Annotated in this window: 28 protein-coding genes and 1 tRNA gene; 2 read left to right on the forward strand and 27 right to left on the reverse strand. The window is 57.3% G+C overall.

Going from position 1 to position 25,664, the window contains the following annotated elements; translation table 11 throughout:
* Positions 1–1,103 precede the first annotated feature (1,103 nt).
* From csaA to ASH01S_RS07165, 4 genes are all read right to left on the reverse strand, one after another.
* Positions 1,104–1,433 (reverse strand): chaperone CsaA, encoded by a 330-nt coding sequence (gene csaA / locus ASH01S_RS07150; RefSeq protein ID WP_067925771.1) that lies wholly within the window; start codon positions 1,431–1,433, stop codon positions 1,104–1,106.
* A 109-nt stretch (positions 1,434–1,542) separates the two neighbouring features.
* Positions 1,543–2,391 (reverse strand): sugar phosphate isomerase/epimerase family protein, encoded by an 849-nt coding sequence (locus ASH01S_RS07155; protein WP_067925773.1) that lies wholly within the window; start codon positions 2,389–2,391, stop codon positions 1,543–1,545.
* Between the two features lie 70 nt (positions 2,392–2,461).
* Entirely contained in the window at positions 2,462–3,580 is a 1,119-nt protein-coding gene (locus ASH01S_RS07160) for a Gfo/Idh/MocA family protein (protein ID WP_067925776.1), read from the reverse strand.
* A complete protein-coding gene (locus ASH01S_RS07165; RefSeq protein ID WP_067926032.1) occupies positions 3,580–4,713 on the reverse strand; it encodes a Gfo/Idh/MocA family protein in 1,134 nt (377 codons plus the stop codon). Before ASH01S_RS07165 ends, ASH01S_RS07160 begins: the two co-directional genes overlap by 1 nt.
* Before the next feature lie 278 nt (positions 4,714–4,991).
* Between ASH01S_RS07165 and ASH01S_RS07170 the strand changes: the two genes are divergently transcribed.
* The gene (locus tag ASH01S_RS07170; protein WP_067925779.1) at positions 4,992–5,738 is read left to right on the forward strand and encodes a M48 family metallopeptidase; all 747 of its coding nucleotides are present in this window, start codon (positions 4,992–4,994) and stop codon (positions 5,736–5,738) included.
* A 9-nt stretch (positions 5,739–5,747) separates the two neighbouring features.
* Here ASH01S_RS07170 and ASH01S_RS07175 read toward each other — a convergent pair whose 3' ends face one another.
* From ASH01S_RS07175 to ASH01S_RS07185, 4 genes are all read right to left on the reverse strand, one after another.
* Positions 5,748–6,644 carry a DMT family transporter gene (locus ASH01S_RS07175; protein WP_067925782.1) on the reverse strand — a complete coding sequence of 299 codons (897 nt, stop codon included), beginning with the start codon at positions 6,642–6,644 and terminating at the stop codon, positions 5,748–5,750.
* A 493-nt stretch (positions 6,645–7,137) separates the two neighbouring features.
* Positions 7,138–7,494 (reverse strand): hypothetical protein, encoded by a 357-nt coding sequence (locus ASH01S_RS07180; RefSeq protein WP_067925785.1) that lies wholly within the window; start codon positions 7,492–7,494, stop codon positions 7,138–7,140.
* An 87-nt stretch (positions 7,495–7,581) separates the two neighbouring features.
* Complete coding sequence (locus ASH01S_RS18480) at positions 7,582–7,809, reverse strand: hypothetical protein (RefSeq protein WP_157067042.1); 228 nt, start codon at positions 7,807–7,809, stop codon at positions 7,582–7,584.
* Positions 7,810–7,847: 38 nt separating this feature from the next.
* Positions 7,848–8,618: a CheR family methyltransferase gene (locus ASH01S_RS07185; RefSeq protein WP_067925788.1), complete on the reverse strand. Its 771-nt coding sequence runs from the start codon at positions 8,616–8,618 to the stop codon at positions 7,848–7,850.
* 33 nt (positions 8,619–8,651) lie between these two features.
* Here ASH01S_RS07185 and ASH01S_RS07190 point away from each other — a divergent pair, with 33 nt between their 5' ends.
* Positions 8,652–9,647, forward strand: a complete 996-nt coding sequence (locus tag ASH01S_RS07190) for a patatin-like phospholipase family protein (RefSeq protein ID WP_067925791.1) — start codon at positions 8,652–8,654, stop codon at positions 9,645–9,647.
* 61 nt (positions 9,648–9,708) lie between these two features.
* Here ASH01S_RS07190 and ndk read toward each other — a convergent pair whose 3' ends face one another.
* The 19 genes from ndk to ASH01S_RS07285 all read right to left on the reverse strand — a co-directional run bounded on the left by ndk (position 9,709) and on the right by ASH01S_RS07285 (position 25,603).
* Positions 9,709–10,158 (reverse strand): nucleoside-diphosphate kinase, encoded by a 450-nt coding sequence (gene ndk / locus ASH01S_RS07195; protein ID WP_067925794.1) that lies wholly within the window; start codon positions 10,156–10,158, stop codon positions 9,709–9,711.
* 78 nt (positions 10,159–10,236) lie between these two features.
* Positions 10,237–11,205: a polyprenyl synthetase family protein gene (locus tag ASH01S_RS07200; protein WP_067925797.1), complete on the reverse strand. Its 969-nt coding sequence runs from the start codon at positions 11,203–11,205 to the stop codon at positions 10,237–10,239.
* 2 nt (positions 11,206–11,207) lie between these two features.
* Positions 11,208–11,930 (reverse strand): demethylmenaquinone methyltransferase, encoded by a 723-nt coding sequence (locus tag ASH01S_RS07205; protein WP_067925800.1) that lies wholly within the window; start codon positions 11,928–11,930, stop codon positions 11,208–11,210.
* On the reverse strand, positions 11,930–12,694 hold the full coding sequence (locus ASH01S_RS07210; RefSeq protein ID WP_067925802.1) for a heptaprenyl diphosphate synthase component 1: 765 nt from the start codon (positions 12,692–12,694) through the stop codon (positions 11,930–11,932). Before ASH01S_RS07210 ends, ASH01S_RS07205 begins: the two co-directional genes overlap by 1 nt.
* A gap of 150 nt (positions 12,695–12,844) precedes the next feature.
* Positions 12,845–13,084 carry a trp RNA-binding attenuation protein MtrB gene (gene mtrB, locus ASH01S_RS07215; RefSeq protein WP_067925805.1) on the reverse strand — a complete coding sequence of 80 codons (240 nt, stop codon included), beginning with the start codon at positions 13,082–13,084 and terminating at the stop codon, positions 12,845–12,847.
* A gap of 251 nt (positions 13,085–13,335) precedes the next feature.
* Positions 13,336–13,412: transfer RNA gene (locus ASH01S_RS07220), tRNA-Pro, on the reverse strand.
* 121 nt (positions 13,413–13,533) lie between these two features.
* Positions 13,534–13,806 carry a non-specific DNA-binding protein Hbs gene (gene hbs / locus ASH01S_RS07225; protein ID WP_067925808.1) on the reverse strand — a complete coding sequence of 91 codons (273 nt, stop codon included), beginning with the start codon at positions 13,804–13,806 and terminating at the stop codon, positions 13,534–13,536.
* Between the two features lie 109 nt (positions 13,807–13,915).
* Complete coding sequence (gene spoIVA, locus ASH01S_RS07230) at positions 13,916–15,394, reverse strand: stage IV sporulation protein A (protein ID WP_067925811.1); 1,479 nt, start codon at positions 15,392–15,394, stop codon at positions 13,916–13,918.
* A gap of 313 nt (positions 15,395–15,707) precedes the next feature.
* Complete coding sequence (gene gcvH / locus ASH01S_RS07235) at positions 15,708–16,094, reverse strand: glycine cleavage system protein GcvH (protein ID WP_067925814.1); 387 nt, start codon at positions 16,092–16,094, stop codon at positions 15,708–15,710.
* Positions 16,095–16,199: 105 nt separating this feature from the next.
* A complete protein-coding gene (locus tag ASH01S_RS07240) occupies positions 16,200–17,237 on the reverse strand; it encodes an NAD(P)H-dependent glycerol-3-phosphate dehydrogenase (RefSeq protein WP_067925816.1) in 1,038 nt (345 codons plus the stop codon).
* Positions 17,238–17,291: 54 nt separating this feature from the next.
* Positions 17,292–17,885, reverse strand: a complete 594-nt coding sequence (gene plsY, locus ASH01S_RS07245) for a glycerol-3-phosphate 1-O-acyltransferase PlsY (protein ID WP_067925819.1) — start codon at positions 17,883–17,885, stop codon at positions 17,292–17,294.
* A 116-nt stretch (positions 17,886–18,001) separates the two neighbouring features.
* The gene (gene der / locus ASH01S_RS07250; protein WP_067925822.1) at positions 18,002–19,315 is read right to left on the reverse strand and encodes a ribosome biogenesis GTPase Der; all 1,314 of its coding nucleotides are present in this window, start codon (positions 19,313–19,315) and stop codon (positions 18,002–18,004) included.
* 37 nt (positions 19,316–19,352) lie between these two features.
* Entirely contained in the window at positions 19,353–20,753 is a 1,401-nt protein-coding gene (locus ASH01S_RS07255) for a DUF512 domain-containing protein (protein ID WP_067925825.1), read from the reverse strand.
* A 61-nt stretch (positions 20,754–20,814) separates the two neighbouring features.
* Positions 20,815–21,453, reverse strand: coding sequence for a hypothetical protein (locus ASH01S_RS07260; RefSeq protein ID WP_157067044.1), 639 nt, complete (start codon positions 21,451–21,453; stop codon positions 20,815–20,817).
* Between the two features lie 129 nt (positions 21,454–21,582).
* Positions 21,583–22,743, reverse strand: a complete 1,161-nt coding sequence (rpsA, locus tag ASH01S_RS07265) for a 30S ribosomal protein S1 (RefSeq protein ID WP_067925831.1) — start codon at positions 22,741–22,743, stop codon at positions 21,583–21,585.
* Between the two features lie 154 nt (positions 22,744–22,897).
* Positions 22,898–23,497 (reverse strand): lysophospholipid acyltransferase family protein, encoded by a 600-nt coding sequence (locus ASH01S_RS07270; RefSeq protein ID WP_067925834.1) that lies wholly within the window; start codon positions 23,495–23,497, stop codon positions 22,898–22,900.
* Positions 23,490–24,167 carry a (d)CMP kinase gene (gene cmk / locus ASH01S_RS07275; RefSeq protein WP_067925837.1) on the reverse strand — a complete coding sequence of 226 codons (678 nt, stop codon included), beginning with the start codon at positions 24,165–24,167 and terminating at the stop codon, positions 23,490–23,492. The genes ASH01S_RS07270 and cmk overlap by 8 nt, the downstream gene beginning before the upstream one ends.
* Before the next feature lie 232 nt (positions 24,168–24,399).
* Complete coding sequence (locus tag ASH01S_RS07280) at positions 24,400–24,894, reverse strand: hypothetical protein (RefSeq protein WP_067925840.1); 495 nt, start codon at positions 24,892–24,894, stop codon at positions 24,400–24,402.
* A 70-nt stretch (positions 24,895–24,964) separates the two neighbouring features.
* A complete protein-coding gene (locus ASH01S_RS07285; RefSeq protein WP_067925843.1) occupies positions 24,965–25,603 on the reverse strand; it encodes a flagellar brake protein in 639 nt (212 codons plus the stop codon).
* Positions 25,604–25,664: the final 61 nt, after the last annotated feature.

Here is a 25,664-nt window from a genome sequence, read left to right on the forward strand (position 1 = left end):
AAACATTCTATGGACATCGAGAGGTGAAGACCGATGAGAGGGGGGAGTCTGATGTACGGGGTCTTTGGTGGATATACCCGTTGGGCCGTGGTATTCCTGATCATCTTCGTTCTTTTCTTCTTGTTGGTTCCTGGATACGGATGCGGCGGAGCAGAGACAACAACTACGACTGTGTGTTAGCATGGGCGAGAAAAAGGTGTCCATTTAAGGACATCTTTTTCTCTTATGAGAAAATGATTCCTTATTGGACGCCGACATGATCCTTAAAATGGATGAAATGGCCCAATTGCAAAGGAGGAGGAAAAGAAAAGTGTATCATCCACTTTATCCTGTCGCGAGGCGTCTGGTCGGCCGACCAGTCAATGCCCACCATGTCAACGGCAGAATTTACAGTGGTTATCTCCATTCTGTGACAACGAGCGGGATTTATATGATTCCCTACAGTACGACTGGAATGAACATGACGGGTTCAAACTTAGGGATCAACCACGCCATTCAAACGTGTGATTCAAGCGAAAGGGATGAATTGGTTTACTCACCATTGGCGTATTTCGGATTCGGGGCTTTGACTGGGCTTACATTGGGAGCACTGGCAAGTCCGTTATATTGGTGACAGATTGGTTTCCCATGGGGGGCGACTCATGGCCGTGATGCCCGCCACGATGCTGCCGCGACTGCGAGGCGCGTGCACCGCACCGTTTCGACGTCCGGATCATAAACGGCAGGGGCGATGGTTCCCGCATTCAGGCATTCACGATAAACGGCTCCGTGAAAACGCGGGAGAAACGCGCGAAACACCTTGCCTGTCACAGTATGGAGCGGCATGTCTCGCGAGGTCCATGCCTTCACACGCTGCACCGCCGAGCGCAATCAACTCCCGTCCGAGCGACCAGCGCGGCACCCCGTCTTCATGGCGAATCAACACGCCGCCAGAAACGGCTCGTTGTCCGCGCTCCCGTTGTCGGGCGCGGACATGACCGCAGCCATCCGCGATGGGCGACAGCAGATGGAAACCCCGGAGCCGGAGCCGCTTCCGCCTCCACCTTCCGCCCCGATGCAGGACCGTTCCAAATAGGTCACAAGTGCAAACACCGCCGCCCTGGCTATGCAATGGGGGTGCCGTTTTCAACTGTCGCATCTGGTGCAAGCAGCACCACGTCTCCTTTTTCGGGTATGGCGCCCAGCACCAAGACCTCCGAGACAAAACCCGCGATGCGTTTGGGCGGGAAATTGACCACCGCGACCACCTGGCGCCCTTTCAGGTTGTCCGGCGCATACCGTTTCGTGATCTGAGCGCTGGAACGCTTGACGCCGAGCGGCCCGAAATCGATGATAAGTTTAATGGCAGGTACCCGCGCTTCCGGAAAGGCCTCTGCTTCGATAACAGTCCCTACCCGCAAATCCAACTTCGTAAAATCTTCTATCGTAGCCATGGTTAACAGCCTCCCGTACACGTGTTGCTCGTCAGGTGAAACACGCTCGTACAGGGGCTTCGCCCCTTTCCCGAGCGTATCTTTGTGGATAGCAGAGGAAAGTAACAGCCTAGAGACGCGCCGCACTCACTGGAATGCCCAAGCGTTGCTCGACAAAGTCGCGGCACACGGTCAAGCTTTGGCGCGGTGTGCTGGTGGACTGGTCGATCTCGACTGTGAGCCAACCATCGTAGTCGATATCCTGCAAGCACTGGATGATGGGCGTGAAGTTCAATGTGCCCAGACCGAGCTCGCAGAAGATGGGCAACGCTTCGTTTCCGGACAAGATGGGAAACGCCTCGACATCCACTGCATCGGGCGTCACATCTTTGAGATGGACGTACGCGATGCGGTCGCGATAGCGCCGCAGGATAACCTCCGGATTCATACCGGCCTTAGCCAAGTGCGCTGTGTCTGGGCAAAAATGCACATATTTTGGATCTGTGAGTTCCATGATGACATCCAGTTCCCGCTCATCCTGAATCTCCGTGCCCAAGTGGGGATGCACACACGCCTTGACACCCAGGTCCGCGCAGCGCTTCGCCGCTTCGTTGATGGTCTGCGCCGCTGTCTTCAGGTCTTCCAAGGGAGTACCGCCGGCTGCACGCGGGCCCTTGGGGCCAAACACAATGCGGTCGCTCCCGTTTTTCGCGAGGAACTCGGCGACACGAGTGTTGTATTCGATGACATCCGACTGCTGGGCTTTGTCACTGAATCGGCCGCCGCCATACAGGGCGGAGAGGACAAATCCGTACCGGTGCAGGAGTTCCTGAAACTCTTCCACTCGCTGCTCGTATTGAAGCGCCATGTGGGTAAACGTTTCACAGGCTCGAAACCCGAGCGAAGACGCCTCCTGTAAGCCGGTGATGAAGTCTTCCCCCCAGGTGATGAGATGACATGAAACCTTAGGGCTGGACATGGCCGTTCCCTCCTATGCCTTACGACGAGTCGGGCATTGCCCGACTCGTCTCCGGTTGAATGCCCCGGGCCTACAGGACTCCCAAAACATCCTGGGCAATGAATGGTGCAGGACGTTCGCAAGTGCTTTGCAACTCGTAGTGCTTCCCCTCATCGGATGCGATGTGAAACCCGTGCATGGCTTCGAGCACATGGTAGCCGAGATCGCCATGCGCGCGGTGCCGCTGTCCCATGTGCAAAGACGCAGCCATTTCCGCGACGCCCAGCCCGCGGCTGTTTTCGACGAAGTCAAACAGGACCGGGATGTCGCTCCACTGGTCAGCCCCGCGTCGGCGAATCCGCACCGGACCCGAGAAATGGTTCGGATCTGGCACGCTCATGGAGCCCTCGCTGCCATAAATCTCGATGCGCGGCACCTCACCGTACCACACATCGAAACTGGTCACCAAGGTGGCGATGGCACCACATTCAAAGTCGATGACCCCAGCAATGTGTGTGGGCGTAGAGACCGGTATCCTCTCCCCGCGCCGTGCGGGGCTGGTGACGATGCGCTCAGGAAAGGTGATTCTCGCGGACCCGGTGACCCGGCGCATGGGTCCCAGCAAGTGAACCAACGCGGTCAGATAGTAGGGGCCCATGTCGAACATCGGGCCGCCCCCCGTTTGATAGTAAAAGGCGGGATCCGGATGCCAATGCTCATGCCCGTGGCTCAACATGAACGCCGTCGCCGCCACCGGCTCACCAATCCATCCCTCGTCGAGCAACTTGCGGCAAGTCTGCAGGCCGCCCCCGAGGAACGTGTCCGGCGCACAACCTACGTGAAGGCCGCGCGTGTGAGCGGTTTCCAGCACTCGCCGAGCGGCCGCCAAATCCACCGCCAAGGGCTTCTCCACATACACGTGTTTCCCGTGCTCCAGGGCCGCCAGAGAGACCTCGGCGTGCGCTTTCGGCACCGTCAGATTGAGGACGCAATCAATTTCCTCCCGGGCCAACAGCTCCGGCACTGTGCAGGCGTGCGGAATGGAAAATTCTTGTGCTTTCTCTTGGGCGCGCGTCATGTCCAAGTCTGCAACCGCCACAACCTCAACCGTAGGCAGCGCCTGGAGGTTGGTTAGGTAGACGCGGCTGATGTTCCCACAACCCACCACGCCTACTTTCATCGGACGCAATCCCTGGGATACCTGTGGCATCAGTTGCCCACCTTTTCCCACTGGCCACTCGCAACGGATCGTTCCACAGCTTCCAACACCTGCTGATTGCGCAGCCCATCCATAAAATCAGGTTTTACGCCTGTGCCGCGCGCCACGCTTTGCAAGGCTTCGTAGAACAGATTGAGGAATGTGTGCTCATAGCCAATGATGTGCCCAGCCGGCCAATAGGCGCCAGCGTACGGATGGACATCCTCCGTGCAGTTGATGGTGCGAAAGCCCTGCATCCCGGGTTCATCGTCCGTCAGGTACACCTGCAGGTTGTTCATGTTCTCCAAGTCCCAACGAATGGAGCCCTTTTCCCCATTGATTTCAAACCGGTTTCCGTTGCGGTTGCCGGCGGCAAACCGTGTCGCTTCAAAAACGCCGATGGCCCCGCTTTCGAAACGAGCCAGAAAAGCGGACGCATCGTCGACATCGACCTCTCCCAAGGCTCCCTGAGTGGTTTGGGCGTGCAGACCGCCCGTCATCTCGCCCAAGGGACGCTGCTTGATGAATGTCTCCATCATGCCCACAACCTCGCGGAATTCTCCGACCAAAAAGCGAGCCAAGTCGATGATGTGGGCCGCGATGTCCCCGTGCGCGCCGGATCCGGTCACTTCCTTGCGCAAGCGCCAGACGAGGGGAAACTGCGGGTCCATAATCCAATCCTGCAAGTAGGTGGCGCGGATATGATATATCCGGCCGAGGCGCCCTTCGTCAATCAGCTTCTTCGCAAATTGAACGGCCGGGGCAAATCGATAGTTGTGGCAAATGACGTTGACCACGCCGGTTTCTTGGACCGCCTGCAGCATACGCTCTGCCTCGGCGACACTCATGCCGAGAGGCTTTTCACATATCACGTGTTTGCCGGCTCGGGCGGCCGCGATGGCCATTTCCGCGTGCGTGTTGTTGGGCGTGACAATGTCGATGACATCAATGTCGTCACGCTCTATCAGACGGCGCCAATCGGTTTCATAGGATTGCCAGCCCATCTGCTGTGCTGCTGCCTTGACCGCAACCTCGTCGCGACCCGCGATGGCCTGCATCACGGGTAAAGCCTCCATATTGAAGAAAAACGGAAGATCCCGATACGCGTGACTGTGGGCCTTGCCCATAAATTTATAACCAATCATGCCAATACGAATCTGTCGTTTTGCCGTGCTGTGCACAGAACACCCCGTCCTTTCAGGAAAGAAAATCGCCACCTTCTTTCTTATTGGCAATCGACCGCGCAAATTCCTGCAAGCGCATTCGAGTTTTGAGGCCAGGTAAAGCCGGTCGTCACTTCAGTCGACTGAAGCCCATCACGCACCTCCAGAACGGGGATGGGAACTGGGGAGTGTCGTGACAACTTGCCATGTTTCCTTGGGGGCGTGTAACCTGAAGACAGCCCTCAGGAAGGAGACACAGAATGCCAGAATTTCAGTTTAACGACCGCATCGTCCCGTATGTCATTGAGCACCGGGCACGCAAGACAAGAATAACTCTGCATGTGGATGGTGAGCGCGGGGTGTACGTCCGTGCTCCGTTGACCGTTCCGGACGCTCAAATTGAATCGATTGTGGCCGACAAGGCGGAGTGGATTGTCCGGAAAATGGACGAGATTGAAGACAAGCTCAAGTCCGTGGAGCCACACCGTTTCGAACCGGGAGAGACGTTCTGGTTTCTGGGCAAAAGCTATCCTTTACACATCCTTCACAATCGCGACGAGGAGCCACCGCAGCTTCACTGGAACGCCCAAGGCTTCTTCTTGCATACGCCTGTTCCCGGTCGCACAGGGATCCATGATCCAGACCCGGCGACGGATACTGCCGCGTTGCGGCGCCTGTTTCGCGACTGGTACATGCAAGCGGGCAGGCCTGTGATTGAAGAGCGTGTGCAAGCCTTCGCCCCTCTCTATGGATGGCCTAGACGAATCATCTTGAAGGAGCAAAAATCCCGTTGGGGCAGTTGTTCTGTGGATGGAACCATTCGCTTGAATTGGCATATCTTGATGGCGCCGATGGCCATCCTAGACTACCTTATCGTGCACGAACTGGCACACCTTCGACACCGCAATCACTCGCAGCCATTTTGGGACGCTGTCGCGCGCACCATCCCCGATTACCCGAGGCGGCGCAAATGGTTGAAAGACAACGGTCATAGATGCAGCCTGTAACCACTTGCATCAGCCTCCGCGGACGACCATCCAAACTCCCAGTACGGTCAGAGGGGTATACACAAACGTCAGCCACGTTCTGTCTTCCAAGCTGCCAAACCACAGCGACGACAAGATGGCGAGGACGACAGGCTGAATACCGACAATCGTGGCCACCACGCTCACCGGCGCAAAATCCACGGCTGTGTAAAAGGTGAGGACTGCGGCGGCCGAGGTGATGGACGACACCAAGGTGTAGGGACTGCGTACAGATACATAAAAGCGCGTATACGCCCGAAGCCTTCCTTTCGCCGCCAAGTAGGTCATATAGGCCACCGCCGCCACGGTCATGTCGACGGCGGCGGCCCACAGAGCATCTCCCGCATGCATACCGAGCTTGCGCCAGGTGTGACCCACCCCTTCAAATACAGCGGCAGCCAATCCGAGGACGACACCCTCCAGCACACGGGTCCGGAAGACCGCCCGGGTGTCCCGCTGGCTCCGCTCCACGAGCAGCAATCCGACGCCGGACAACATCATGAAGATGCCCAACCACTCGTCAATCTTGAGCGGCTCGCGCAAGAAGACCACCGCGGTCATGATGGTGACGATGGGAGAGAGCGATTTAACCACCACACTACGCGTGGCCCCTAAGCGCACCATCGACGCAAACAGAGCCGTCCGACCCAAAAATGTTCCGCACAACCCAGACAGAGCTATGAAACCGATTTGCGGCCAAAGCCATGCCCAAGCGGAAGGCTCCAGCGAGAGACGGACACCGGAGGCCACGAGCAACAGAGCAGAGGAAAGACAGAGAACGGGCAAGACTCCGTTATCACAGGTCTCGCCGCGGCGCTGAGCAACATGCAGCAACAGGTAAGACAGGGAATACAACACGCTCGACAGAAAAGCTGACCATTGGCCCACTACAGTGCCCCCTCCCCTCCTCGCAACCACCCAGTGTCCTGGGACAACTACGAACAACCGTATGGGAGGCAGCACAAAAATATGACTCATACGCCGCAGGCATCGGCTTGGAGCCGGTCTCGCTCCGTACCGAAGAGGAGCCCGGAGATGCCCTCATCGGCGGCCGACATTCATCCAAACTCCCCAGAGCACAAACACCACTAGCAGAACCACTGTGGGCAGCCAAACGTAGATCGGGGCCACGGTATGTATCCTCCTCAATCGGGATTGAACGCCGTGAAATAAAGGGCTCAAACAGAGACGGACAGAGCAGACACAATTCCTTGAAAGTTCTATCTTCAAGTCTATAGTAACGTGCTCTCCCTAGGAACTCAATCCCGTCGCGTGAAAAGCGCATAAAGCGCCCCCCTCGATGGAGGCGCTGTCCTTGTTCCCCAATGCCCGATTGGTGGCATGGCGATGGTTCGCATGGATGGAAGGAAGGGGACGTTCACTACCAGAGGAAGGCCAGCCACCATATCCAGGCAAACGCTAACCACCACAGCCACCAGCCGGCCCACCAACCAGCCCAACCAGGGTAACCCCAGCGAGCACCGTATGTGTAGGGGCGCCGGTAACCCCACTGGGCAAGTGCGATATCCAGCTTCTGCTCATCGGTTGCACGGGCATCTGCCTGTGCGGCCTTCTGAATTGACGCGGTGGCATAACTAGCCGGGGCATATTGCTTCGGCACACGCATGAGGACAGCATGAGGTGTAACCCGCTCCACAATGCCTCTGTGATAGCCCCAAGGCGTTCGGAACTCAACCCATCCGCCCACATACTTTTGAACCTGACACCGGGTGCACACAAGTATTCACCTCCTGGTATGGCGAGGTTGTCACCGATTGCCCGCGGCGTGATGTGGCTGTCGCGGCCGCTGCACGACAGCAACTCGTCAGCACACAGGAGTTGTCGTGCAGGTGCGGACGAAACCGCTGGGGATCAGCAAGAAGAACAGAACAAAGATGATCAGAAATACGACGGCCCAGCGAGTGTAGCCGCCAAACACCCCACCATCATACATGTCGCTTTTCCTCCCTTTGTTGGTCAAATGCGCGTTTATAACACCCGAAAGTCCCATCGGCGTACAATCGCATCCCCCCTCATGAATGGCATGCTTCACGGTATGTCTTCCCTGTCCCGCGGGACCGTGCGATTGACCTAGTGGGACGACTTCTGGTACAGAAATGGAGCGACGTTGACGAGTCCATATCGATGGCTCTGCAGAAACTGCTCGGTCGATCCGACAAACAGAATGCCTCCGGGCGACAGCGCGCCCGCAAGCTTTGCGATAACCCGGTCCTTTCCTTCCTCGGTAAAATAAATCAACACATTTCGACATACGATGAGGTGAAAAGGCGCCCCCGGCGGCAGTACATCGCTGAACAGGTCGTGCTGCAGAAACCTGATGTGCCTCTGCAAGTGCGGCTGGATTCGCCAGCCGCCTCCAGTTTGAGGTACAAAATATCGATCCCGTTCGAAGTCCGGCAATGACCGCAGTTGATGAAGGCGATAGACGCCGTCCTGGGCAGCGGAAAGAGCGGACTCATCAATGTCGGTGGCGAGGATGCGGTAGGAAACCCCGTGCTGCTCAAACAGGATAGCCAGCGTATACGGCTCTTCACCCGTCGCACATGCGGCGCTCCAAACGCGCACAGGCGCCACCTGCAGCCGCTCAATCCATGGCCACAAGGCCCGCCAGCGCTCCGGATTGCGAAAAAATTCGGATACATTGATCGTGATCTTGTCCAAAAATTCCTGACGCAGTCTTGGATTTTGTGCCACCGCCTCGGCCAACGCGTTCAGATTGGGATAGTGATGACGGGTTTGGAAGGAGCGAATTCGCCGCTCCAGTTGAGGCCGTTTATAGAAGGTTAAATCGAGGCCAAATCGTTGGCGAAACGCATACATGAATGTGTCGAAATCGTCCATAGACGTCCCCTTGCTTCTGGAGGTGAGATCCTCGTGATCCCCACATCGGAACGACCCTTCCGAATTGGTGTAGCCCTGAGCGGAGGAACTCTCAAAGCTGCCGCTCATGCTGGCGCCCTGGAGGCGCTGCGCGACTTGGGCGTGAATCCCGCTATGGCGGCCGGAACCAGCGCCGGGGCCGTTGTCGCCGCCTTGTTCGCCCACGGCTACGCCCGCACGGACTACCTCGACCTTATTCGACACTTTCCGGGAACTTCCCTGCTTGATTATGGACTGCCGTGGTCCCTGCGCGTCTCTCGGTTCTTGCGCCTGCCCATCCACCTATCGCATCGGCCGCAGCGGATACGATTTCCCGGGGGGCTGGTCCGCGGGCAAACCCTGCAGCGTTATTTCCGCAAGACTCTGGCTGGACGCAAGCCTATCGCCCCCTTTTTCGTCCTGGCCACCGATTTGGTCACTGGCGATCCGGTCGTGTTCTCCAACTATCCGCCCGCCGTGGCTTCGGGACGGGCCCTGCCCGCGTCGCCGATTGAACAGTGCCTGCTCGCCAGCTGCGCACTGCCTGGCATATTTCGCCCCGTATGCCGAGAGAATCAGGTGCTGGTCGACGGGGCGCTGCGCCACTATGTGCCTGTGTACGTGCTGCGAGAGATGGGGTGTCAAAAAATCATCGTGGTCAACCTGCATACATTGGACAGAGACTGGCGGCCCCGCCACCTGGTGGATGTCTTGATCCGCTCGTTCGATGTGCTTTTGCGGGAAACCATAGAGGATGATATGGGCGGAGATGATGTTTACGTCGTGGAGCCAAGTGTACAGGGCATGAATTGGACCTCTCTGCAACGATTGGAGGACAGTTTTTACGCCGGATATGAAGCCGTCATATCAATCAGGCAGCGTCTGCTCACGTGGATTCACGATGGTCCTCCCATCCACCGACGACCGCCGCTGCAGATGCGCCGGTCTGCGGAGATTCCGCCGAGAACCACCGGCAAGCGGCCGGACAATCGAAAGACCTCTGCCCCATGAGGGGACAGAGGTCATGTACCGAGGCCGCGATGGGCGATGGGCGGTCAAACTCAACCGCCGACTAGGCCAACCAAACGTCCACGGCCCGCTCGTACGCCACCATGCCCTCTGGGAACCACAGCCTGATCTCTCGGTCTGCACTTTCCGGTGAATCGGAGCCGTGAATCACGTTCATGCCGATGGTGAGTCCATAGTCGCCACGAATGGTTCCAGGTGCCGCGTCCGCAGGATTGGTCTGTCCCATGATGGCGCGAGCAATTCGGATGGCTCCTTCCCCTTCCCAGACCATCGCGAACACGGGGGAGGAGGTGATGAATGCCACCAAGTCCTGAAAGAACGGGCGCTCACGGTGCTCCGCGTAATGCTGTTCAGCCAATTCGCGGCTAACGGACATCAACTTTGCCGCCCGCAGTTTCAGCCCTTTGCGCTCCAAACGAGCGACAATCTCGCCCACCAAGCCCCGCTGCACGCCATCTGGTTTTACCATCACAAACGTCAATTCCGTTGCCATGACCGTCCGTAACTCCCTTCCATGTTGTACGCGCCCCATTTTACGGGAAGGCGGACGATGTCTGCAAGCTTCCGCCACCTAATAAACGCGCTGATTGACAAACTGGGCAATGCTGCGCAGCTGCGTCACCACCTGGTCTGCTGGCAGCAAATCCAATTCGGCCATCGCCTTGTCCAAATACCTCTCTGCCAGCGACCTGGCGTAGTCCAGTGAATTCGATGAACGAATCAGGCGAACAGCTTGCTCCACATCGCTCGCATCCATGTCGGTATGTACCAAGCTGCGTAATTCCCGGGCATGAGGGCCAGTGGCCAGTGCATGCAGAGTGGGCAGGGTCAAGTTTCCCTGCCGCAAATCGCCCCCTACCGGTTTGCCCACCACTTCGGCATCGCCAATAAAGTCCAACAAATCATCCGTTATTTGGAATGACATGCCCGTGTAATGACCAAACCTGCGTGCGATGCCGATGGTCGCTTCGTCGCACCCGCCCACGCGGGCTCCGACGGCGCAACTTACCGAGATCAACAGCGCCGTTTTCCGTTCCACGCGGCGCAAATACGATCGCAACGATTGATGCCAATTATAAAAATCTCGGATTTGGTCAATCTCTCCCTCGCACATACGAACCATGGCCAGAGACATCTCTTCATGAACCGCAGGAATGTCAATGGTGGTCAACAGCTGGATCGCACGGGCGAACAAAAAATCGCCCGTATACATGGCTGGACGATTGCCAAACCGAGCGCGCACGGTCGGTCTCCCTCTGCGCACGTCCGATTCATCGACCACATCGTCGTGCACCAGAGAAGCCATATGTACCAACTCGAGAGCGGCCGCTGCGCGGTATACCTGCTCGCCTGGCCGTCGACCGTCGAGTTGACTGCACATCAAGGCAAACAACGGCCTGATTCGCTTTCCGCCGGCCTCCAAGAGCTGCCTTGCCGATTGAGTCATTGCTGGATTGGCAGACGCCACGGCCTCCATAAGACAACGTTCCACACGTTGCAAATCGCTCTCGTACGCCCGATAGACCGAATGAAACTCCATGCTTAGCCTCCTGCCTTACGGCCTAGATGGAGGGCCGCGACGCCGCCTGTCAGCGGATAACTTTGCACTTGTTCAAGTCCGACTTCGCGAAATATGTGTTCCAACTGACGGCGGTCCGGAAAATCCACCAATGACTCCGGCAGCCACGCGTATGGCGCCCTCTTCCCCACTGCCAGCGCACCAATCCAAGGTAGAATCCGATGAAAATAAAAGTAATACAGCGATCGCCACACCGGCCACTCAGGCTTGGACAGTTCCAGGCTTACAACCCAGCCTCCCGGCCGCACCACCCGCGCCATTTCCGCCAAGACCTGGTGGATATCCGGCACATTACGCAAAGCGAAGCCAATTGTCGCCGCGTCAAACGTATCCTGTGCAAACGGCAGCGCCATGGCATCCCCTTGCACAAGCCGTACCCAGCGGGCCAAGTCAGGGTGGCGTTGCAGCTTGTCCTCAGCAACATCCAACATTTCCTGACAAAAGTCGATGCCGACCACTTCACCCTGTTCCCCGACCGCTCGCGCCAAGGACAGCGTCCAATCGCCGGTTCCGCATGCGACATCCAATGCGCGGCTGCCAGGCTCAAGCTTCAGGTGCTTCATGGCGAAGCGCCGCCATCCCTTGTGCTGCGAAAAGCTGAGCACCGTATTCATCATGTCGTATCGGTGCGCGATCTGGGAAAATACGTCGTGCACATATCGCGCTTTATCCGTCCGCACAGCCATCATCGGTTCCCCTCGGCCAACAATTGTTGTTCTAAGTTTCGTTGTACCGGCAACAGGCACTCCAGCAGAAAATTGGTGGTCTGCTGCAACCGGACATTGATGGGACCTCGTAGAATATTCTCAATCAAATCGGATAACCACTGATTCAGTTGCCGCACTGAGAATACGCTCGGCAGATCATCGACCGATCGACGGTCACTCAAAACGTACGCCTTGACCAAGGACCTGACCTGATTGAGCCAAGCGGGATCCCCAGGGAATAGCCACTGGCAGACCGCGTACAGCAATTCACCGTGTATCGTAGAGCAGAGCTCCAGTTTCTCCTGCAAACGTTGCAGGGAGGACTCCGCATCAGCATCTCGTTGCAGACTCCATAGTGCCATTTTGGCCTCGTTGACTTTCACGACCGCTTCACAGAGACCCGCCAACAGACGCAAATCGCCCAGACGAGCCAGTATCCAATAATACCGTCCGCTGCTGTAATCCCCTGTGAGAACCATTAACTGGCGAGCCTGTCCGGTGTGAGCATCCACTTTATCGTGAATGGACAGACCCAGCTGCAGCAACAGAACGGCTTCCAGAATGGGACGAGTTTTCACGGATGGCAGATTGGCGCCGCGCAGGATGGCTGACAGCACGTCGAAATGAAACCGGCTGGCTGCAGGCTCTATGCGGTGCTTTCGCAACAGTGGGTGATCAATGTAATAGCGGACTCGCTGGTCCAGCTCTTGAAACCGAATGTCGTTCACCTCAGCAAGTGCCACGCAAGTTTCATCCCCTTGCTGTCGTCCAGAATCCTCCGTGGGACGCCCGCCCAGTGCCATCTGCAGCCTTCGCCCATGCATAGTATATAGTATAACACAGCTGCAAAATCCTGCTTGCATCATCAGTCCCTGAACAGCGAGAGTCTCGCTTCACTTTCCATCGTCACCGCCCGCCGCTATCTTTCCGTGCTTAGTATATACCAACGCTTTCCCACGGATCTTCATGGCTGAGGTGTGTTCTGTAAATTGAACCACCATCACCTCCCCCCGGTCCAACTTCTCGGTATGATGAAACTTGGTTTCCGGGCCGCGGGTCAGACCCATAACCTGCACCCCGTTTTCCAACGCCTGAATCACAAAGTAATCGCCAAGAACAGGAGATTCCGACATCCCGCTCCCCCTTTCGATCACACCCGGATGGTGGTGTCCGAGGCGACACCGCCATCAAGTCCAGAGTAGTCCAGATCGACGAGGAGAGGGCGCCTAGCCCCCGTCCTCTCACACCACCGTACGTGCGGATCCGCATACGGCGATTCACGAAACGCCACGAAGTGTCAGCTATCTGACCTGAAGACTGCCTAGATATCGCCCATGCCGGGCGCACCATAACGAAAAACCAGCGTACAACGACGCTGGTTTTTTGGTCGGAATGCCGGGATTTGAACCCGGGACCTCTACCTCCCCAAGGTAGCGCGCTACCAGGCTGCGCCACATCCCGTGGATTCATTGCCGCGCAAAAATCATTATAGCCGATGTTCACCGACATTGCAATCATCCACGTGAAATCGCGCGCTCAGCCTGCCGCATACAGCACACCGCGGGGCGAGGGCAACGGCCTACTATTGGACCTCGGCCCGCAGCACCTTGCCGGCTTTGAACGACGGCACACGACTCGCCGCGATGTCTATGACCTCACCAGTCTGCGGGTTGCGCCCCTTGCGCGCCGCCCGTTCGCGGATGTCAAAGTGCCCAAACCCGACCAGTTGCACCTTTTCTCCTTGAGCCAACGCTTGGGTGATGACATCAAAGACAGTGTCCACCACCAACGCGCAGTCCTTTTTTGTGAAGTGAGTGCGCTCAGACACCAGTTGTACCAATTCGGCTTTGTTCATTCTTCAACACCTCGCACAACACCGTGATTTTACAGGTGTTGCCGGGTTTTTGGGAATTTATACCCTATATCTCCGCCACAGCTCCTGCCATCTTCCATCGACACCCCATTCAGAGGATGATGGCGATAAGCCCGCCGCTGCCCTCGTTGATGATGCGCTGAAGAGTCTCCCGCAATTTGTACTGCGCGTTTTCCGGCATCAGAGATAGTTTTCCAGATATCCCTTCTCGCACAATCGCAGCCAGGGACTTTCCAAAAATGTCACTGTCCCAGATTTTCAACGGATCTTGCTCAAAATCCTGCATGAGATAGCGGACCAGTTCTTCAGACTGCTTCTCCGTACCTACTATCGGGGCGAATTCGGATTCCACATCAACCCGAATCATGTGAATCGACGGCGCTGTGGCCTTGAGCCGAACGCCAAACCGCGATCCCTGCTTGATCAGTTCCGGTTCATCCAACGTCATTTCTTCCAGCGCTGGCGGCGCAATGCCGTAACCCGTCATCTTGACCATCTTCAGTGCGTCCGCCACCTTGTCGTATTCGCGCTTGGCGAAGACAAACTCTTTCATCATCCGCAGCAGTTGATCCCGCCCTGTGATCCGCTCGCCAACGACTTCCGTCAGCACTTGGTCATACAGTTCATCGGGCGCGGACAACTCTATCACGGCAATGCCCTTGCCCATGTCCATGTGCGACAATCCGGCATGAGACACGAACTCGTACGTCCCGAATTGGCTGACCACCCGGTCTATGTCGCGAATTCGTCGGATGTCGCGGATGGTCTCGTGCACACAGGTTTGAAAGCGCTGGCGCAACCAATGGTCCTCATCCAACACCATCACCCAGTTAGGCAGGTTCACGTTGACCTCTTTGACAGGGAACTCGTACAGCGCCTCGCGCAGAACAATGTTGATCTCATGCGTTGTGAGTGTGGCACAGGACAGGGCGATGATGGGGACATCATATTTTTCAGCCAATTCCTGACGCAGGTCCTGGGCCTGCTGAGAGGCCGGATTCGCTGAATTCACGATGACCACAAACGGCTTGCCCAGTTCCTTCAATTCCTCTACGACACGCTCTTCCGCCTCGACGTAGGCGTATCGCGGAATCTCGGCAACGGTGCCGTCTGTGGTGACGACGATGCCCAGCGTGGAGTGGTCGCTGATGACCTTTCGGGTACCAATTTCCGCCGCTTCCTGGAACGGAATCGGATCATCAAACCAGGGCGTTGAAACCATTCGCGGCCCATTGTCGTCTTCGTAGCCGCGGGCGCCGGCCACCGCGTAGCCCACGCAGTCCACTACCCGTACGTTTACATCCAGGCCTTCCGCCACCGAAACCTCCACCGATTGATTCGGGATAAACTTCGGCTCCGTGGTCATGATGGTGCGACCGGCAGCGCTCTGAGGCAGTTCGTCGGTCGCACGTGTCCTATCGGCTTCATCCTTGATATTTGGAAGCACGATAAGTTCCATGAATTTTTTGATGAAAGTAGACTTGCCTGTGCGTACGGGGCCAACCACGCCGAGGTAGATATCGCCCCCTGTCCGCTCGGCAATGTCCTTGAATACGTCGAATTTCTCCACGCTTTCCTCCTCCTCGCGCAGCGGGCCAAAGCCCCAAGACTGTCCAACTCTATGAGGACATTACATGTATATGCGGTTCGGCGCGGGCTATGCCCAGGAGGCTCGCCGTTCCTGACACTGGTCTATGTATACGTGTCAGATTCGTGTGTAGAACAAACTGGGCGCCTGGTCGGCGACGTAGAGGGATAAAGCAAGCAGCGGGCAAACCAACGCGACACAGCGCTGGTTTGCCCGCCGTAAGATAGGCGCAGCCGCGGCCCACCCGCAACCTCGTACAACCGCCTGATTCATAGTTGCATTTGCCGAAGTCGGATCACGATTCGGACACGAATGATTCGTATCCCGCCGCGTCCAGGAGGTCGTCCAATTCTCCGGGATTCTCCATCTCGATGACAATCATCCATCCCTCTCCGTATGGACTGCTGTTCACGAGTTCTGGACTGTCGGTCAATTTGTCGTTCACCGCGACCACCCGTCCTGAGACCGGCGCGTACAAATCGGACACGGTTTTCACCGATTCCACGGTGCCGAAGGTTTCGTTTGCGTGCACGGTGGCACCGACGTCCGGCAACTCGACGAACACGATGTCGCCGAGTTCGTCTTGGGCAAAGTGAGTGATCCCCACATAGGCCCGGTCGCCTTCCGTGCGCACCCATTCATGTTCCTTAGAATACTTGAGATCAAGGGGGATGTGGCTCATACAACGACCTCCCGGAGCTATGTTTTCATATTTTCGGAAAGCATCGACGCATCTCCAGTGTATCAAAATGATCCTGCGGAAACACGCAGCTTATTGAAAGCATTGTTAGTGGAGCCACTGCGGGACGGCCCCCTCAATGGCCACCTCCTCAATCTCATGGCTGCGAGCCCGGCCCATCAACTCTTCTACTGCATGTGAAGGGTTTTTACCTTCGAACAGGACGGCGTGCAACGCGGAGGTGATGGGCATCTCCACTTCGCACTCCGCAGCCAGGGCCACCGCTACGCGGGTTGTCGTGACACCCTCGACTACCATGCCCACATGACGCAGCGACTCATCAAGCGTCATGCCACGGCCAATCATGCGCCCGGCCCGGAAATTGCGACTGTGTTGGCTGGTGCAGGTCACAATCAGATCGCCGATCCCCGAAAGGCCAGCAAACGTCATGGCGGCCGCCCCCAGTCGCACCCCAAGTCGGATGATCTCCGCCATCCCTCGGGTCATCAAGGCGGCGCGGGCGTTGTCGCCAAACCCGAGCCCATCGGCCACTCCCACCGCCAGGGCGATGATGTTTTTGAGTGATCCGCCGATTTCCGCGCCCACAATGTCGGGATTTGTGTAGACACGCAGGCTGCTGTTCATCAGCGCGTCCTGCAACTGCTCCGCGGTGGATCGGCATGTGGACGCCGCGACGATGGTGGTGGGCAAGCAGGCAATCACTTCTTCCGCGTGGCTGGGTCCTGTGATGGCACATACCCGCTCCGGCGGCCAACCCGTGAGGTCTTGCATCAAGGTGCTCATGCGACGGTGACTGGCCGGATCGAACCCTTTGACAGCGTGCGCCAGCATGCATTCAGGCGGAAGCAAGGAACGCGTCGACACCAAAACCTCGGCCATCGCCGCCGACGGCACCACATACAATACGATCTCGGCGCCCGCCAAGACGGACTCCAGATCCACCGAAGCACGGAGTCCCACCGGCAGCTCAGCCTCCCCGAGGTAACGGCGGTTCCGATGATGCTGATTGATCTCGTCGACCATACGGGCACACCGTGCCCAAAGGTATGTCTCATGTCCGTTGCGCGCGAACACCGCTGCCAGCGCTGTACCCCAACTACCTGCGCCCAGCACCGCGATTTTCAACGGCCATACCCCCTATCGCCTGCACGCCAGTGGTCGTAACGTCGGCTATCCCGTTCAGCCGCGCCTGCCAAAAATTTGATTTTCCTCCCGGCGCCACAACCGTCCGATGTTGGCGCGGTGACGATAAATGGACAGAACCGCAGCGGCACACGTGAAGAGAAAGACGCCGATTTGCGGGTGGATAAGAACCACAAAGACGGGGGCCAACACCACAAATGTCAGCGCACCCAGGGAAACGAATCGAGTCAAGACGATGAGCGTCAGTGCGACGATACCGGCGCAGACTGTCGGCCATGGCAATAACAGAAGGTAGACGCCAATCGTCGTCGCTACCCCCTTGCCACCGCGCAGTCCAAAAAACACAGGCCAGTTATGCCCCACGATGACGGCGAGGCCGGACAGATACAAAAACCATGGATTTCCGTGTCCCCATGCCTGAGCGATGAGTACCGCCACGACTCCCTTCAGAACATCGAGAACAAGAACGGTAACGCCCCACTTCAAGCCGAGGACGCGCAGTGTGTTGGTCGCTCCCGCGTTGCCGCTTCCGTGCTGGCGGATATCAATTCGAGCCAACCAGCGGGCAATGAGCGTACTCGTTGAGATGGATCCAAGCAAGTACGCCACCAGAATGCTCAACACCAGCACGGTAAGATTCCTCCCCCATATCCCCTGCACTGAGCTATGCGCAGACGGCCCTATTCCCCGAGGCCACCTCTCTCAGCGGAGACATGCTGTTTCCCTACCTGTAGGATAGCATAGGTTCAACCACGTTCGCGCACACGCAGACGAATGGGCGTTCCCTCAAAACCAAACGCTTCCCGTAACCGGTTCTCAAGGTAGCGCTCGTATGAAAAATGCATAATCTCCGCATTATTGACAAAAATCACGAACGTCGGCGGTTTGACCGCCACCTGTGTGGCATACAGGATTTTCAGCTTGCGCCCTTTGTCGGTCGGAGGTGGTACGGCCGCCACCGCATCCTGAATCACGCTGTTGAGTGTGGAGGTTGCCACGCGCATCGCATGCATCTCCGCCATTTCTCGGGCCAGCGGCAAAATCCGATGCACCCGTTGCCCCGTAAGCGCAGACACATACAGCACCGGAGCCCACTTCATGAACGGGAACACCTCGCGGACTTGGGCCGTGAATCGCTGAGCCGTCTTATCATCCTTATCGACAATGTCCCATTTGTTCACGATGAAGCCGATGGCGCACCCCGCGTCGAGCGCGTAGCCGGCAATTCGTTTATCCTGTTCCGCCAGCCCTTGCTTGCCATCGAGGACCACAAACGCCACTTCCGCCCTCTCAATGGCCCGCAGCGCCCGCAAGACGCTATACTTTTCCACGTCCTCATAGACTTTGCCGCGCCGTCGTATACCGGCCGTGTCCACGAGGATAAAGGAATTCTCGCCAGTATCGACGCGTGTATCGACCGCATCGCGAGTCGTTCCCGCCATATCACTGACCATGACCCGCGTCTCGCCGACCAGAGCGTTGAGAAGCGACGACTTACCGACATTCGGCCGGCCAATGAAGGCCACACGAATGGCATCGTCCTCCTCCTCAGCCGGCGACGCGGTCGGCAGCTTAGTCAACACCTCATCCAACAGGTCTCCGGTACCACTGCCGTGTTCAGCAGAAATAGGAATAGGATGGCCGAAACCAAGTTCGTAGAAATCATAGGCGTGAACGTGGTGGTTGGGATGGTCCAGCTTGTTCACCGCCAGCACAACCGGCTTTCCGGACCTTCGCAGCAACTTGGCCACGTCCATGTCCGCGTAGGTGACGCCGTCGTGGCCGTCCACCACAAACACAATGACGTCCGCTTCGTCAATGGCCAGCTCTGCCTGCACGCGGATAAGGTTGACCATTTCATCCGCTTCGCCCAACTCGATCCCGCCCGTATCCATGAGGGCCAGCGAAATTCCATTCCATTCCATGCGCGCGTACAATCGGTCTCTTGTCACACCGGGCCTGTCTTCTACAATCGCGATGCGCTCGCCAAGCAGACGGTTGAACAAGGTCGACTTGCCCACGTTCGACCGTCCGACAATGGCGACAACCGGCACAGCCATAACCATACTCCTTTTCTTGAGACGTAGCGGATGATCATCAGGAAGACGCAGGCAGCGGCGACGGTATGCTCAGCCCGACATCCATGTTTCTGAGCGTGGCTTCATACCGTCGACGCGGCGGCAACGCCTGGGTGAAGCCGAGCGTGCCGAACAGCAGCCCCCTGCCTGTGGCCGGGACCACCGTTACCGGCTTCCCCAGTTTCCGCTCTAGCCGTTCGACCGTCCAATCGTCCAAAAAGACATCCTCTTCGTCCTTGAGCATAATGTCGGGCAACAGGACGGTATCGAACCCGTCAATCTGTCCGGCCAATTGCTGGGCAATGTCCTGACCGGTCAACAGCCCGGTGACGGTCACATGGGGACCGTAAAAGTCGTTGACAATCGGAAACACCTCGGCGGTCAAACCCTCGATACCATCTAACCGAGACAAGGATTGACGAATCGTCTTCGCAGCGGAAACGGCTGTGACAACGGCCACTTTTCGCGACTGGCCGTTCATTCGTTTGGGCACATGCGGCCAGGCCTCTTCCAATTCATCGAGGAACGTGCGGATGACGCCGACACCGTTCTCCGTCTGGCCGAAGTCGTCATAGTACTCCGACGGCGGAACGTCCATTTCGGCCAGCACGTAAAATTCGTCCGCGGCATACACGAACGATGCATGCAGGCTGGGCCGCAACTTCTCTTGCCACGCCTGTACCTGCCTGATCACCTGCCGGGCTTCTTCTGGGGTGCATGGACGAAGCTTATGCAATCCCCGACGGTGCTTGGTTAAGCCAACCGGGACCACCGACAGCGTGCGCACGGCCGGATAGAACGGATGCAGGTCGGCAATGGTACGATCCAACTCAGGGCCGTCGTTCCATTCGGGACACAGGACAATCTGCGTGTTCATCTCAATCCCGTGTTCGGCCAGGAAGGAGATCTGACGCAGAATCTCGCCCGACCGCTTGTTCGCTAGCATCCGTACACGGAGTTCAGGGTTGGTGGTGTGCACCGAAATGTTGAGCGGCGACATTTTCATGTCGACGATGCGCTGAAGTTCCTCATCCTTGACGTTGGTCAGCGTTACGAAGTTCCCGTGCAAAAACGACAGACGGTAGTCGTCATCGCGAACGTTGAGGGTCTCCCGCATGTTCTTCGGAATCTGGTCCACAAAGCAAAACACGCACTTATTGTGACACAACCGTACGCGGTCCACCGTGGGATATTCAAAGTCCACGCCCAGCCCCTCGTCATAGTCCTTTTCCACTTCTAAAATCCACACTTCACCATTTGCCCGCTTGACTTCCAACTCCATGTCTTCGGTAGCGAGCGCATAGGACAAGTCGATAATATCTTGAATGGGTTGCCCATTGATTTTCACAATTTCATCGCCGGGAGCCAATTCCAACTCCTCGGCCAACGAATTTGGCCGCACTCTCGCGATGCGAGGCATCGTACCACTCCTGACTCGGAAGTTGTCATTATATCATTATGCTTGATGTTGTCCAATCCGGTCAACTTAATGACACGGGCAAACCGGATCGGCCGCGGCGCCGTATGGCCAAGACGCAGTGGGTCAGCACGTGAATCAGGCTGCACACAGCGATCACGGTCCACCATTGTCCTATGAGAGTGACCCAGGGTGCGTACGATAGCCACGGCGGCCGGCTTGGAACCTGTAAGAGCATGGCCAGTCCAGCTCCCATGATCTGTTCCTGTATGTCTCGTGTCATCGCGCTCATCACCCAGGCGCACACCATTCCCAACCACACACACATGGGGACCCCATGCCAGGTGCTGAATGGGTAATGCTCCCACATCCAGCGGCTCGCCCAGGCGGATACCCATGCACCGCATGCCAACGCAGAGAGCTTTGGATGGGCACGGAACAAAACGAGACAGGTGCAGTACAGAAACAGGGCACTCGGCATGAGAAGCAGCCACGGACCTGGGGGGGTGAGCAACTGTACAAACACGGCAGCCAGGTTGACAAGGTACAGCATCCAGGCATGTTGGACACGATGCCGGCTGGAACTGAGCGCCGGGTACACAAGTTCCAATGTCAGAACCAACACACTCAGGATGATCACCACATGGACATCGTTCATGCTCTCGTCCTCCGAACCCGTCGTCACCGTCACACACCAGGTCAACCAGCCGGCCCCCAGGGCCTGCACAGCAACATGTCTGCTGCTACATGGTAGTCTTTCCCTGGCAGCAAAAAAAAGACGCACAGCCATTGGCCATGCGCCGGTATTAGGAATGCGAGACAAGCGACCTACTCAGCGTTTGAACAAGTCGCCAAACAGATCTCCAAGGGTCGCTCCTGTCCCCGAATGAGTATCGTTGTGCCGGTCAAACAGACGGTCCGATTGACGCGAGCCGCTGCCAAGCGGATCATTGCCTGCCTCCTTGATGGACAGCGAAATGCGCTGACGAGCTGGATCAAACGACAGGATTTTTACCTGAACTTCCTGTCCTGGGCTGAGTACATCCGCCGGATGGACCACATGCTGACGGGAGATCTGAGAGACATGAACCAATCCCTCCAAGCCCGGACGCAACTCCACAAAAGCTCCAAAATCCACGAGTCGTTTCACCGTGCCGGTCACCACGTCGCCCTCATGGAACTCATCGATGTAGCGCTCCCACGGGCTCGGCTCGGCTTCCTTCATGGACAATGAAATGCGTCCAGCCTCCGGATCCACCCGCAGAATCTTGACCCGGACCTTGTCTCCCTTCTTGACGACCTCCGCAGGGTCATCCACGTGATGCCATGCCAATTCGGAGATGTGCACCAAGCCGTCCACGCCTCCGACATCCACGAACACACCGAAGCTGGTCAACCGCTGAACGGTACCCTCAACCACCGCCCCTGTTTCGAGAGAGCGCATGATGTTTTGTACCTGCGCCTGATGCTCGTCGTCCAGGACAGCTTTGCGCGACAGCACCAACTTGTTGTTTTCGGGATCGATTTCGATGACGCGGACCCGGATGGTCTTATTCTTAAACTCACTCAGGTCTTCGACAAAGTGTCGGTCAACCAATGAGGCCGGAATGAATGCGCGCACGCCGACGTCGGCTACCAGACCGCCCTTCACCACGTCTTTGACCACCACATCGAACGCCTCGTTGCTCTCATACTTGTGGAGAAGTTCGTCCCAAGCATCGGCGGCATCCGCGTCCCGCTTGGACAGGACAACAACTTCCGAGTCCTCGTCAATTTTCAGCACCTTCGTCCGAACCGTGTCCCCCACAGCAACGACTTCACTGGGATGATCAATACGCAACGCGGACAATTCACGGATGGGGATGATGCCTTCAAATTTATATCCGATATCTACAGACACCTTTTTGTCGTCAACGGCGGTTACGGTCCCACTGACGACGTCCCCCGGCTGCAGAGCAGCAGTATTCAACATTTCCTGAAGATCCTCAGACATCCGAAGCCCTCCTCATGTGACCACAGAACTTTATATAGTACTCTCGATTCCCGACCGCAGCGGCGAAAACCGAGCCATACGCGACGAATGGATGATCCATAGTATGCGGCTTCCCTTTCTGGTCAATGCCCCATGCAAAACCCGTCGCGGAACCTCAAGCATGCCCCTCGTTCAGCAGCTCCTGGATGCTGGACATCAGCTTCTCCAACAAGGTCTCATTGCTATCATCGGCCTCTGGCAACAATGGACGACCAAAGCGAACGGTCAGCGGTTGTCGGAAGCGATAGGGGCCCACGATAGCCACCGGAACAATCGGGCAACCGGCCCGCCGTGCGATAAACGCCACCCCCGTCAATCCCTTGCCCAGACGCCCATCCTTGGACCGGTGCCCCTCCGGAAAGATGACCAGACATCCCCCCTTTTTGGGCACCGAAACAGCGTACTTGACGGCGGTGGTGTCACGAAGACCGCGACGAACGGGAAAACCTCCGAGCCATCGCAGAAAAGCGCCGATAGGACGGATTTTGAACAGTTCTGCCTTGGCCATGAACTGCACGTGGCGGTGCGTGCATATCCCAATCACGGGCGGATCCAAATTGCTGATGTGATTGGACGCCAAGATCAGCGGCCCTGTACTCGGTATGTTGTCCGCGCCCACGATGCGAAACCGGTACGTCACACGGAAGAAGCTCGTCACTATCACGCGTGCGACGCGAAACCAGAATGTGCGCGTGGGGTCGTCCGTTCTACTCATGCACGACTTGCTCCACAATCTCGAGAATCTCCGCCACGACCTCCTCTACCGAACGCCCTGTCGAATCCACATGTCGGGCATCCTGGGCCGGACAAAGCGGCGCAACTGCCCGTGATGCATCCAAACGGTCACGCTCCTCAATTGAGCGCGCCAAATCCTCGTGCGACACGGCGAAGCCCTGATCTTCCAGTTCTTTACGGCGCCTGCGCACCCTTTCGTCCAGGCTCGCCGTTAGAAAGATTTTGACGTCAGCGTCTGGGAGGACGACTGTCCCAATGTCCCGACCGTCCATGACGACGGCATGCTCTTTACTGAATTCTTGCTGCAACTGTGTGAGCAGTTGACGCACCCGCGGCTGGGCCGCCACCCGCGAGACCTTGGCCGACACCTCGGGAGACCGCAGATAAGGAGTGACGTCCTCTCCATCCACAAACACGGCCAGCGTCCCCGATGACGACTCCCCGATGGACAGTGAGTGGCTATGCAACAGCTGCATCAACCCCGCCTCATCGTCGACATTCACACCGTGTTGATCCGCCAGCCACGCCACAGCGCGATACATCGCCCCTGTATCCAGGTAGAGAATCCCAAGCTGCTGCGCGACGGCCTTGGCCACTGTGCTCTTTCCGGCGCCTGCCGGTCCATCAATGGCGATAGCCATACGACTCATACGCAAATAAACCCCTATGATTCCGTCTTGGCCTTGCTGCCAATACGTCTTTTTCCAGCGTCCGAGAACAAGAAAAGCAGGCCAACGCCCGCTTTTCGTAAGCCCTCACCGAGCCATTCTCTATGCCTCGTTTGACACTATAGGTTAAGACGCACGACAGCGCGAGCGGGTAACTGTAGCGCTATACCAGTAACCATATAGTAGCATAGGGAATCGACGGTACGCAATGGACCTACACCGTGAACTTTGCAATCGGCAGATGGACACGTGGTTGGTCTGGCCCCAACGTCGCGGTCCAGCCGGGAGCCGGCGTCAGCAGCCGGGGATTGTTCTGGTCCACCTTGACGGTCAAACTGTGATCCAATGTTGGTGCGTACAGCGTGATTTGGTCTCCCTCGTGTAGTTGGAGCGACCACGAGGCCCGCTCAAACACCCCTACCAACCGGCCGTTACAAAAGACCTGAATGGGCGCATCGAGGGAAGTCTCAGGCGACAAGTACAGCGTGATGGTGGCATGCTCCGTCGCTACACTGGCCGGGACCACCTCGCTCGGCATCTGGACGAATCGGTCGGCCGCCGCATCCAGATGCTCACGCAGGAAAGGCAGCCGGCCCGCTGCCTGGACCGCCAGCAGAAAGGTCAGGCAACCTGCACACACAGGCAGCAACACGCCATCCGTGCGCGCCACCAGGTCTTGCAATCGCCGGGTCCATGTCTCGCCAGCCATCGGCATCCCTCCACTCCTAGGATATGCCTCTCACCGGCGGGACATGCCGAACTCACAGGCACGCCAACCCCTACATCAATGCCCTTTGCCGTTGAAATGTGTATTGAATGATGCGTTGGCGAACCGCCTCTTTGATGCTGGTGAACGCCATGGAAGCCACCGCGTACCCCGCTTCGTTACGATCCGAAACCCGGACTACGTGGCATTGAGCATCTATCGCGAACTGATTGGTTGGCAAGGCAAAGAAGACTCGAACTATCATTCCAGGCTGGAGACGGACCTGCCTCGGGACCAGCAGCGCCAGTCCACCGCCGCTGATGTCGCGGGTAAATACATCGTCGATTCGCTTGTGCTCCCCATCCGTCCACTCCAACCGGACCGGGATATCGGCCGGCACACGAAGGAATTCTCGTCGTTGCTGACGAATGATTTCGTCTCGCCTTGGCGCCCGAATCTCCCAGGATGGCAACGCGCCTTCCTTCCTTCCTATGACCTCTCCGGCAAAGGTATACAACGCGCCATCCTTTCCCTGGTACTCCATCCATACTTTACGGTGCATAGCCAGTTGCAGCGGCGGTTGACCCTCCTCAGGTATCGGATTGTCCACCAGCCAATAAGTATCTGTCAGGTCGAGCAATTTGCACAGATAGTGTGGTTGATCAGGCTGTTCGCGAATCCGTAGCCACTGCCCCACCACAGGCGGCTTCATTCACTCCACCCCCCCCACTTCTATAATAAGACAAGTAGCACAGGCGTGGCCGCCGCAACCA

This window comes from Alicyclobacillus shizuokensis NBRC 103103 (assembly GCF_001552255.1).
Classification (GTDB): Bacteria; Bacillota; Bacilli; order Alicyclobacillales; family Alicyclobacillaceae; genus Alicyclobacillus_G; species Alicyclobacillus_G shizuokensis.

Bases quoted from the DNA above. Each gene is read 5' to 3' on its own strand.
- ASH01S_RS07160 (WP_067925776.1), bottom strand. From the start codon at position 3,580: ATGCCACAGGTATCCCAGGGATTGCGTCCGATGAAAGTAGGCGTGGTG.
- mtrB (WP_067925805.1), bottom strand. From the start codon at position 13,084: ATGTCGGAATCTCCTGTTCTTGGCGATTACTTTGTGATTCAGGCGTTG.
- csaA (WP_067925771.1), bottom strand. From the start codon at position 1,433: ATGGCTACGATAGAAGATTTTACGAAGTTGGATTTGCGGGTAGGGACT.
- ASH01S_RS07170 (WP_067925779.1), top strand. From the start codon at position 4,992: ATGCCAGAATTTCAGTTTAACGACCGCATCGTCCCGTATGTCATTGAG.
- ASH01S_RS07200 (WP_067925797.1), bottom strand. From the start codon at position 11,205: ATGGAGTTTCATTCGGTCTATCGGGCGTACGAGAGCGATTTGCAACGT.
- ASH01S_RS07155 (WP_067925773.1), bottom strand. From the start codon at position 2,391: ATGTCCAGCCCTAAGGTTTCATGTCATCTCATCACCTGGGGGGAAGAC.
- ASH01S_RS07285 (WP_067925843.1), bottom strand. From the start codon at position 25,603: ATGAAGCCGCCTGTGGTGGGGCAGTGGCTACGGATTCGCGAACAGCCT.
- ASH01S_RS07205 (WP_067925800.1), bottom strand. From the start codon at position 11,930: ATGGCTGTGCGGACGGATAAAGCGCGATATGTGCACGACGTATTTTCC.
- cmk (WP_067925837.1), bottom strand. From the start codon at position 24,167: ATGAGTCGTATGGCTATCGCCATTGATGGACCGGCAGGCGCCGGAAAG.
- rpsA (WP_067925831.1), bottom strand. From the start codon at position 22,743: ATGTCTGAGGATCTTCAGGAAATGTTGAATACTGCTGCTCTGCAGCCG.
- ASH01S_RS07280 (WP_067925840.1), bottom strand. From the start codon at position 24,894: ATGGCTGGCGAGACATGGACCCGGCGATTGCAAGACCTGGTGGCGCGC.
- ASH01S_RS07185 (WP_067925788.1), bottom strand. From the start codon at position 8,618: ATGGACGATTTCGACACATTCATGTATGCGTTTCGCCAACGATTTGGC.
- ASH01S_RS07165 (WP_067926032.1), bottom strand. From the start codon at position 4,713: ATGATTGGTTATAAATTTATGGGCAAGGCCCACAGTCACGCGTATCGG.
- ndk (WP_067925794.1), bottom strand. From the start codon at position 10,158: ATGGCAACGGAATTGACGTTTGTGATGGTAAAACCAGATGGCGTGCAG.
- der (WP_067925822.1), bottom strand. From the start codon at position 19,315: ATGGCTGTGCCGGTTGTCGCCATTGTCGGACGGTCGAACGTGGGCAAG.
- gcvH (WP_067925814.1), bottom strand. From the start codon at position 16,094: ATGAGCCACATCCCCCTTGATCTCAAGTATTCTAAGGAACATGAATGG.
- hbs (WP_067925808.1), bottom strand. From the start codon at position 13,806: ATGAACAAAGCCGAATTGGTACAACTGGTGTCTGAGCGCACTCACTTC.
- ASH01S_RS07270 (WP_067925834.1), bottom strand. From the start codon at position 23,497: ATGAGTAGAACGGACGACCCCACGCGCACATTCTGGTTTCGCGTCGCA.
- ASH01S_RS07255 (WP_067925825.1), bottom strand. From the start codon at position 20,753: ATGCCTCGCATCGCGAGAGTGCGGCCAAATTCGTTGGCCGAGGAGTTG.